General features: G+C 33.8%; 8 protein-coding genes. 2 read left to right on the top strand and 6 right to left on the bottom strand.

Annotation, left to right across the window (positions count from 1 at the left end):
* Nucleotides 1-919, top strand: a 919-nt coding sequence (locus ABDH49_03700; protein ID MEN3046073.1) for a S1 RNA-binding domain-containing protein, incomplete at its 5' end; no start/stop codon positions are given.
* 6 nt (nt 920-925) lie between these two features.
* On the opposite strand, the gene ABDH49_03705 is transcribed toward ABDH49_03700, so the two are convergent.
* The 3 genes from ABDH49_03705 to accD all read right to left on the bottom strand — a co-directional run bounded on the left by ABDH49_03705 (nt 926) and on the right by accD (nt 3,743).
* Nucleotides 926-1,594 (bottom strand): hypothetical protein, encoded by a 669-nt coding sequence (locus ABDH49_03705; GenBank protein MEN3046074.1) that lies wholly within the window; start codon nt 1,592-1,594, stop codon nt 926-928.
* 281 nt (nt 1,595-1,875) lie between these two features.
* Nucleotides 1,876-2,934 (bottom strand): putative LPS assembly protein LptD, encoded by a 1,059-nt coding sequence (locus ABDH49_03710; protein MEN3046075.1) that lies wholly within the window; start codon nt 2,932-2,934, stop codon nt 1,876-1,878.
* Complete coding sequence (gene accD, locus ABDH49_03715) at nt 2,925-3,743, bottom strand: acetyl-CoA carboxylase, carboxyltransferase subunit beta (protein MEN3046076.1); 819 nt, start codon at nt 3,741-3,743, stop codon at nt 2,925-2,927. The genes ABDH49_03710 and accD overlap by 10 nt, the downstream gene beginning before the upstream one ends.
* Before the next feature lie 26 nt (nt 3,744-3,769).
* Between accD and ABDH49_03720 the strand changes: the two genes are divergently transcribed.
* The gene (locus ABDH49_03720; protein MEN3046077.1) at nt 3,770-5,467 is read left to right on the top strand and encodes an oligopeptide transporter, OPT family; all 1,698 of its coding nucleotides are present in this window, start codon (nt 3,770-3,772) and stop codon (nt 5,465-5,467) included.
* A gap of 17 nt (nt 5,468-5,484) precedes the next feature.
* On the opposite strand, the gene ABDH49_03725 is transcribed toward ABDH49_03720, so the two are convergent.
* The 3 genes from ABDH49_03725 to ABDH49_03735 form a co-directional block, all read right to left on the bottom strand.
* A complete protein-coding gene (locus tag ABDH49_03725) occupies nt 5,485-8,022 on the bottom strand; it encodes a M6 family metalloprotease domain-containing protein (GenBank protein ID MEN3046078.1) in 2,538 nt (845 codons plus the stop codon).
* Nucleotides 8,023-8,086: 64 nt separating this feature from the next.
* The gene (locus ABDH49_03730) at nt 8,087-8,605 is read right to left on the bottom strand and encodes an NAD(P)/FAD-dependent oxidoreductase (protein MEN3046079.1); all 519 of its coding nucleotides are present in this window, start codon (nt 8,603-8,605) and stop codon (nt 8,087-8,089) included.
* The coding region (locus ABDH49_03735; GenBank protein MEN3046080.1) for an NAD(P)-binding domain-containing protein at nt 8,566-8,824 on the bottom strand (259 nt) is incomplete at its 5' end. The genes ABDH49_03730 and ABDH49_03735, both read right to left, overlap by 40 nt.

The raw sequence follows: 8,824 nt of genomic DNA on the forward strand, positions 1-8,824 counted from the left end.
GGATTTAGTTCCTGAAAAGTGGGAAGAGGTGGAAAAGAAGTATCCTATAGGAACTAAGGTAAAGGGTGTAGTGAGGAAGATATTACCTTATGGAGTTTTAATAGAGCTTGAAAAAGACGTAGTGGGCTTTTGTCATATAAGTGAGTTGTCTTGGAGAAAGATAAAGGATCCTTCCGAGGTTGTAAAGGAGGGTGATTGGATTGAGGCTTTAGTTTTGGATATAGATAGGGAAAAGACGAGAATAGCTCTTGGAGTTAAGCAGACTCAACCTGATCCATGGACCTATATTGAGGAAAAAATTCCAAGAGGTTCCATAGTTAAAGGTAAGGTTGTTGGCTTTGATAACTTTGGTGCAATAATTGAAATAGAGGATGGAATAGAGGGATATCTTCATTTGTCAGATATTTCGTGGACGAGAAAATTCACTAAGCCTGAGGAAGCTCTCAGAATAGACCAGAAGCTGAGGTTGAAGGTGATGAATATAGATAAAAAGTCAAGAACTATAGTTCTATCGCTTAAGCATTTAAGACCTGATCCATGGAAAGAAATTTCGAAGAGACTAACTCCTGAAACAACTTTAAAGGCTCCGATCCTAAGGGTAACCGATAAGGGATTGACTGTGGAAGTTGATAAGGGACTAGAGGGATTTGTACCACTTTCTCATCTTTCAAAGAAGGGTAATGTTTTTGAAAATTATAAAGAAGGTGAAGAGATAAACTTAAAGGTTTTAAAAGTTGAACCTCAAAGAAAGAGAATTTTATTATCAGAGAAGGAATATGATAGAATGATGCAGAAAAAGGAAATTGCGAAGTACACTGAGGGTGGTCCAGCAAGAATAAATCTTGGTGAACTTTTGAGAGCTGAACTTGAAAAATTATATAATATAGAAGAGGAGGAAGAGGAGGAAAAGAAAAAGTAATATTTTTTATTCCTGCAGAGACGGTAAGATAGTTTCAAAAAAGCTTCTTTCTATTTTCATATCAGGTATTCCTTTGATTGAAAGTTTAAAGTGATAGTCGTAGAAGTTTCCAGTTTTTGACCATCTGATTTCAAGAGAAAAACAGTGTAGATCTCTTATTAAGCTTAGGCTTTGAGAATTTATTTTTCTTTCTTCACCTGTATATACAAAATTATAGTTAAAACTCCATTTTTCGGTTAATTGACCGGAAAAGGATCCACTTAAGGTATTGTTTTCTCTATTATGACTTTTACTAAAGCTATATGTTCCAGAGGTTGTTATGTTTTTGTTAGAGGGGAGCATCAAATCAGTTAAAATTAAATTGAAACTATATGATATTCTAAAGTTTGATGTTTCAATTTTTTTTGAATAGGGATTGTAATTAAAGTATCCAGATGCTGATAAATTATGTGGAAGAGGTAATGTAAAATCAAAATTTATGTTTGAAAGCTTTTTTTCTCTTTTTAAAAAATCGTAATTTCCTTGAGTGTTAAAAATTATAAGGGGATATCTTCTTTTTTCCTTTTTTGTAAATAAATCGTTTCTTAAGTTGAAGCTTAAATAAGATGATGGGGTTTTTTGCCCTTCCCCTTTTACTGCGATTGCCCTAAAACCTGGTCTTAGACCATATCCCATTGAAAGAGTTATAAAATGATAAAAGTTATCAAAATAAGGCGGTTTTATTAAAGATTTTCCATACAGCGTTAACGAAGTATTTAAGGAAAAGTTTATATTGTGTGAAATTGGAAATTTTCTTCCAAGTGTATCCTCAGGGTAGATCCTTTCTGAAAGGTTAAAAGAAAAAGAGGTATTAAATATTCCAAAGAGGTTCTGTTGAGTTAAAGTTGATTTATTTATTGTTAAATGCTTACTTTCTAATTTTTTTAGACTATCTTTTGTAATAATTCTTAAAAGATTTAATCCCCCTGAAACGCGCAGAGGTGCCCAATCTCTCTTCCAAAGAATGAAAATGAAAATACGGGAAGTTTTGTTTCTTTTTTCTTATTCAAAAAATCTTCTCTTCTGTCCAAAGTTAAATTTATAGATGAAGTTTTAAAATTTTTTGAAAAGACTATATAAGAGTAAGCTTCACTTTTTAATCTTTCTGGTTTATATTCTGAGTAATCAGTGGCATAGGTATGATCAGATATAAAGTCTGCCTTTGCCTGTACTTTTGATTTATAAAAAAAATTCTGGTTATGAATACCGTTTATACTCCACCTTTCCCTTTTAGGATTAATCTCCCTTGTAAAAGTTCCACTTATATTTCCCTCGAGAAATTTAAATACAACATATTCATATTCTGTTATAATTGTGGCTCCTTTTTTTTCGTATAGATCAAATCCTATTGTATAGTCCATATAAGGATTTATAGCCCAGTAATAGGTGAGATTTTTTAGATATAAGCCTAACAAAGAGTTTCTACCTGGTCTTGGTGTTAAAAAACCTGATTTTCTTTCCCTTGTAGCGGGAAATATCCAGAAGGGTAAAAAAAATATCGGAAAATCCTTTACATATAATAGCACAGGTTCTGCAATTATATCTTTTTTAGGAATAACTTTAACTTTTTTATATGTAAAAAAATAGTGAGGGCTTTCTAGTTCACAGGTTGTATAATTTCCTTTAAAAGCCTTGATTTCGTCTTTTTCTCCCTTATAGATTTCATCTGCCCAAAGCACGCCCTTTTCAATTTTCGTTTTTCCTCTTAAAACTTTCCCCTTTTTAGATTCAGTATTATAGATTATTTTTCCCCCCTTAAGTGTATCCTTCCCAGATTTTAGTTTTGCTCTTCCATGAGCTATCAGGGATTTTTTCTCTTCAAAAAAAGTAACTGTATCAGAAAAAAGTTCTACATTTTCATATTCAATTTTGACATTTTTTAAAAGATACAAAACTTTTCTCTTTGAGTCGTAAAAAAGAGAATCTGCCTGAAATTTTATAGGTTTTAAAATTAGAAAAAATAGGATTAATCCCAAACTATGTTTAAAATTTTTATCAGCACTTTTTTTAGGTCTCTCCTATCGATAACTTCGTCTATCATTCCATGTTCAAACTGAAACTCAGCTCTTTGAAATCCAGGTGGTAATTTTTGTTTGATTGTCTGTTCAATTACTCTTGGTCCAGCAAACCCTAAAAGAGCTCCTTTTTCAGCCAAAGAGATATCTCCAAGTGCGGCAAAGGAAGCCATTACTCCTCCCATGGTGGGATCACAGAGAACCGTTATATAGGGAATTCTATTTTCTCTTAGAAGCTTTACTCCTATATTTGTTTTCACAAGTTGCATTAACGAAAAGATACCCTCTTGCATTCGTGCACCACCTCCGGATGAAGTAATAGCAATTAAAGGGAGTTTTTCTTTAACTGCATATTCACAGAGCAGGTAGAATTTTTCACCGTAGGCAGATCCCATACTACCTCCCATAAAGGCAAAATCTGATATAAAGGCTGATACAAGAAATCTATCAATTTTACCTTTCCCTGTGATGCAGGCCTCTTTTAACCCTGTTTCTTCTCTTGCTTTTTTATACTTCTTTTTATACTCTGGGAAGTTTAAGGGATCGTCAGATTCAATGTAGTCAAAAAGTTCTTCAAAAGTATTTTCTTCAAAAATAATTTCTATGTATTTTTTGGCTGGTATTCTAAAGTGAAAGGAGCATTTTGAGCATACCCATAAGTTTTTCTCTAATTGGGCTACATGGAGTGTTTCACCACAGTTTTCACATTTTTTCCAAACATCTGCTCTTATTTCCTTTTTATCGGGCTTAAATGGTTTTCTGTAAAACATAAATTATTATAAGATATAATTAAGGGATGAGGGAATTTACGATAAGGGCTATAATCCTAGGGAGTTTACTTTCTATAATTTTTGGTGCTGCTAACGCCTATCTTGGACTTAAAGCTGGAATGACAGTTTCTGCTTCAATACCTGCTGCTTGTGTTTCTATGGCTATTTTAAGAGGGATTTTAAAAAGAGGGACTATTCTTGAGAACAACATGGTACAAACAATTGCCTCTGCAGGAGAATCACTTGCAGCTGGTATCATTTTTACCATTCCTGCTCTTATTTTTATCGGTTTAAATCCAACAATTTTATATATATTTTTGACTTCACTCTTTGGTGGACTTTTGGGAGTTTTGTTTATGGTGACGGTAAGAAAAAGGTTTATAGAGGATGAGGATAAAGAACTTCCTTATCCGGAGGGGAGAGCTTGTGCTGAGGTGTTAAAAGCTGGAGATGAAGGAGGACATAAGGCAAAAACTGTTTTTGAAGGGCTTATTTCAGGTTTTGTCTTTAGGTTTTTAACAATAGGTTTTAAGTTTTTTCCTGACTATTTTTTTATAAATTTAAAAAATAAAATAACTTTTTCCTTTGAGAATTCGCCTGCTCTTGTGGGAGTTGGGCTTATTTTAGGAAAGAGGATTTCTTTTTTACTTTTATCTGGCGGGCTTTTGGGTTGGCTAGTTTTTATTCCTTTAATTGGTAATTACATTCCAGAGGCAAAGCCACTTGATACACATTCTATTTGGAGTAAGTACATAAGGTACATTGGTGCCGGTGCAGTCTTCGCAGGAGGGCTTATTTCTTTTATTAAAATTTTGGTAAATCTTATTAAAGAAAAAAAATTTTTTTCTTTCAGACCTGGTGAAAAAGATCTTCCGCTTTCTTTTATAGTTCTTTCAGTTTTGATAACCTATTTTTTAATTTCCCTTTTAAATATTTTTAATCAAAATTTCTTTACTTCCCTCTTAATTATTCTTTTTTCATTTATTTTTGTAGTTGTTTCATCAAGGATAGTTGGTCTTGTAGGGTCTTCGTCGAATCCTGTATCAGGTATGACTATAGCAACTCTTTTTATTGTAAGTCTTTTAATTTATATTTTTGGTGGAAGAGGTATTTATGCTATGTTTACATCGCTTACTATTGGAGCTTTTATATGTATTAGTGCTGCAATTGCTGGAGATATTTCTCAGGATTTAAAAACTGGGTTTTTGTTAGGAGCAACTCCAAGATTGCAGCAGATTGGAGAGATAATAGGTGTGATTACTTCATCCATTTTTATCGGTTTTATTTTATTTATCTTACACAAAGCTTATGTTATAGGTAGTGAAAAACTTTCTGCTCCACAGGCAACCTTAATGTCTCTAATTGTTAAAGGTATTTTTGAAGCTCAATTTCCCACTCAGCTTTTTATTTCAGGTGTAATGATTTCAATTTTTCTTGAAATTTTAGGGATTTCCTCACTTCCAGTGGCGGTGGGACTTTATTTACCCCTTTCTCTTTCTACTACCTTAGCTCTTGGTGGAGTTCTTTCTGAAGTTATAAAGAAAAAAGAAAAGGGTATTTTACTAGCCTCTGGCTTTGTAGCTGGAGATGCAATTAGCGGAATTATACTTGCAATAATTATTATTATAGGTCTCCCCTTAATTTCCTTTAACGTTACCTATCCCCTTGTTGGTATCTTATTTCTTACTCTTTTTTTACTCTACACCTTTTTAAGGCTTAAATAGGCTCTCTTACAAAACTTTTAGTACATTATAAATTTCTTTTTTATTTCTTGCTTTTCTTTTTTAAGAATTGCGAAATATGTTCCGTTACTTAATTCACTGCGAGAAATTTTTCTTAAAAATTCTTTAGAGTTGGAGGAGACTTTTAAAGCAATTCTTCCAGAAGGATCTAAGATTTTTATTTCAAAGGGTGAATAGTCGGTTTGACTGAGTATTATCATAATTCCGTCCTCTCTGTATCTTAAATCAAAGTTAAACTTTGCTAATGAGGTTTTGCTTTCTTCTACATCTAGGCTTAATCCACCTATTTGTACCTTTCCGTAATAAGAAGGATTTCTAATTTGTGATAGGGGAACATTTTGTAGCCAATATGAGTTTAGGTCATTTTCAGAAGAGTTTCTGGTGAGGATGAAGAAGGCAAAGGTATCTAGGTTTGAATTAACTTGAAGTTCTTCATCGAACCCCGTGTCTTGAGGTTTTATACCTATTTTTATTTCTATATGTCTTTCTTCTCCTACCTCAGATATAGCGTAGGGCAGATTCAGAGGGCGTGTTTGTCCTTGTCCACCTCCGGCAAAATATGGAGTAAAGGTTGCATTAAAACTTGATCCTGATTGTTGAAATCTGATTTCTCCTTCTCTTGTGTTTGGTGATTGTGGAAAGTTGCCATTTGCGTTATCGTCAAAAATTATTCTTATATAATCAGTTCCATCCGTTGTATCGCTTAGTTTTATACCCATATATAGAGCGTTTTGAGTATTAAAAAGATAAAGATAAGACTCCTCAATATTTCTCCTTCCGCCTTTTTTTAGATAATCAGAAATATCGAGTTTATAACTAAAAGCCCATTCGTTTGGATCTATATAACCGTCAATTGTTGGCGGATTTACACTGTAGGGGGAGTTAATAAAGTTAACTAGTTCATATGAGAAAAATTGAACCACTAAGGTGTCATTTCTAAACATCTGTTCATTTGGAGAAGTTATAAATCCGTAAAATTTGTAGATACCGTTTGAAAATTTTGGGTTAAAAGCTGGAAAAGAGTAAGAACTTGCCGCTCCAGGTGAAAGTGAAAGCCCACTTAGTTGATGTTGATAGACTGTGTAAGAAAGTGAGTCAACTCTTAGTGTTAAATCAAAGCTTTGGTTATAAAAACCTCTGTTAGAAACAAAAATTACAGGATTTATTAAGCTATCTTTTTTTCCTATTATTGGTATATTAGAAGAATCTACAGCCATATTGTATACTTGGATAACAGAAAGATCAGCAAACATTTTTAGGCCTTTAGTTGATATACCAGTTATTGAAACATAAGTTGGATTATTTTGATAGTTTTTTGAGTTAGGAGTTGAATAGTTATCAAATGAGGTATTCAAAGTAGTTCCTGGATAAGGGTCTCCAGGATCGCCTGAATTTTGTTTTTTTTCAAGATCCCATTTGCCATCTGCCTGTTCAAGTGCTACTTTGTAATGTAAACCGCCCGGCAAACCTGGATACCACTCATAGTTGTTATTAGACATGTACTCATCTATGTGATAGATTAAAAGTCCCTCTCCGGGTAAATAGGAGTCAAATTTAATTTTTTTTCTAAATTCAACAAGAAAGTACTGGGGTGAACTGTTACCATTTGTCCATAGCCTGTATGCGATTGGTAAATTTTCAATTGGATCAAATGAGGCGTTCCTGATTATTGATGTCACATTTGTGGGAGTAACAAAACCAAGTTTATATTTGCACCAAATATCAAAGTGAACTGGAGTTCTTCCATTATTACCCCAGGAACCACCAGCCATCATTGACCAGTTTCCAAGTCCCTCTGAGGAATAGTCAGTATCGTATAGGTCGGGTAAGCCAAGATTATGTCCGTACTCATGACCAAATACTCCCACTCTGCCGTTTTCAGGCATCATCGAATACTTATAGGCTATTTTACCATCAACACTAACACCGCCAGGTATAACCCAAGCGTGGGACCATATATCGTTTGGGTTTCCTGTTTCTTCAGCGCCAGGTCCAGCGTGAACTATGAAAACTACATCTACATAGCCATCGTTATTTCTATCAAATTGAGAAAAGTCAACATAAGGATCAGCAGCAATAACTGCGTCTCTTGCAAGACCCTGGGCATTTTGGGGATAAGAACCAAATCCATAATTATTGTTGGTGTAGTAAGAGTACGGTTGAGGCATCATAAGCCAGTTTGAAACCCATCCTGTTACAAGGAACTTTCCATAGGAGTTTTCTAAATAGTAGTCTGCCATTGAGCCTGTAGGGTAGGTTCCTACAGAAAAGAGTAATTGCTGAAAATGGTTAACAGAGGAATCTGCTAAGTTATCAGAGAATTCTGCAAGAATTACAGGTATTTTAGCTGTGTCAGTTTGTCTTTTTTGAAGTCTTAATCTAAATTTTTCAAGACTTTCAAAGTCAGGTTGATCTACACCTCTTTCTTTTGCCTTTTTCAGTATCTCTATCATTTTTTCATAGTCTGCTTTACTCATCCTTTCCTTTAAGTTGGGATGAGGTGGCATTAAAATTAAAATTAATAAAAAGACGCTCATACTTTAAACCTCCTTTGAGTAATCTATTAAAATTTTATGCTTTGGTTAGAAAAAATTCAATGATTTATATAATTGAGCTTGAGTGAGGGCCGGAAGTTTTTGATTTTGGATCAATAAATTTTTTGGCTGAAGCTGCGGCAATTGCTGCCTGAGCAAATCCTGTAACAAGCAATTTTATGTTGCCCAAACCCTCTACGCTCACAACGTCACCGCAGGCAAATAATCCCTTAATAGAGGTCTCCATCCTTGAATTTACCTTTATGTATCTTCCATCCATTTCTAAACCCCAGCTTTCTATTTTTCCAATTTCAGCCTTATATCCAAGTGCTAGTATTACTGCGTCAAGATCTATTTCTTCTTCCATCGTTTTATTATTAAATATTACAGCCTTTTCTAGTCTTTCTTCGCCTTTTAATTCCTTTAGTTCATAGTTTAATTTGACAATAACTGGTGAATTAAATAGTTCTTTGACAGAGGTTTCGTTTGCTCTGAATTCTTCTCTTCTGTGTATTAAGATTGTTTTTTTTGCAACAGGATAGATATTTAGTGCCCAATCTGCAGAATCACCTCCCCCACAATCAATACTTTTTTATCCTTAAAATCTTCAAATTTCTTTACAAAATAATAGACACCTTTATTTTCGAATTTGTCAATTCCTGGCCTATTAATCTTATTAGGAGTAAATGTTCCTATTCCAGCTGCAATTATTATTGATCTTGTGTAATGTTCCTTTAACTTGCTAGTTTTTAAGATAAATATGTCACCATCTTTAGAGTAGCTTTCAACTTCCTCATCAAGAACG

The organism is Candidatus Hydrothermales bacterium (assembly GCA_039630235.1).
In the GTDB taxonomy this organism is placed as follows: Bacteria; Hydrothermota; Hydrothermia; order Hydrothermales; family JAJRUZ01; genus JBCNVI01.

Coding starts and splice junctions, on each gene's coding strand:
- ABDH49_03705 (MEN3046074.1), bottom strand. CDS start 1,594: ATGGGATATGGTCTAAGACCAGGTTTTAGGGCAATCGCAGTAAAAGGG.
- accD (MEN3046076.1), bottom strand. CDS start 3,743: ATGTTTTACAGAAAACCATTTAAGCCCGATAAAAAGGAAATAAGAGCA.
- ABDH49_03720 (MEN3046077.1), top strand. CDS start 3,770: ATGAGGGAATTTACGATAAGGGCTATAATCCTAGGGAGTTTACTTTCT.
- ABDH49_03725 (MEN3046078.1), bottom strand. CDS start 8,022: ATGAGCGTCTTTTTATTAATTTTAATTTTAATGCCACCTCATCCCAAC.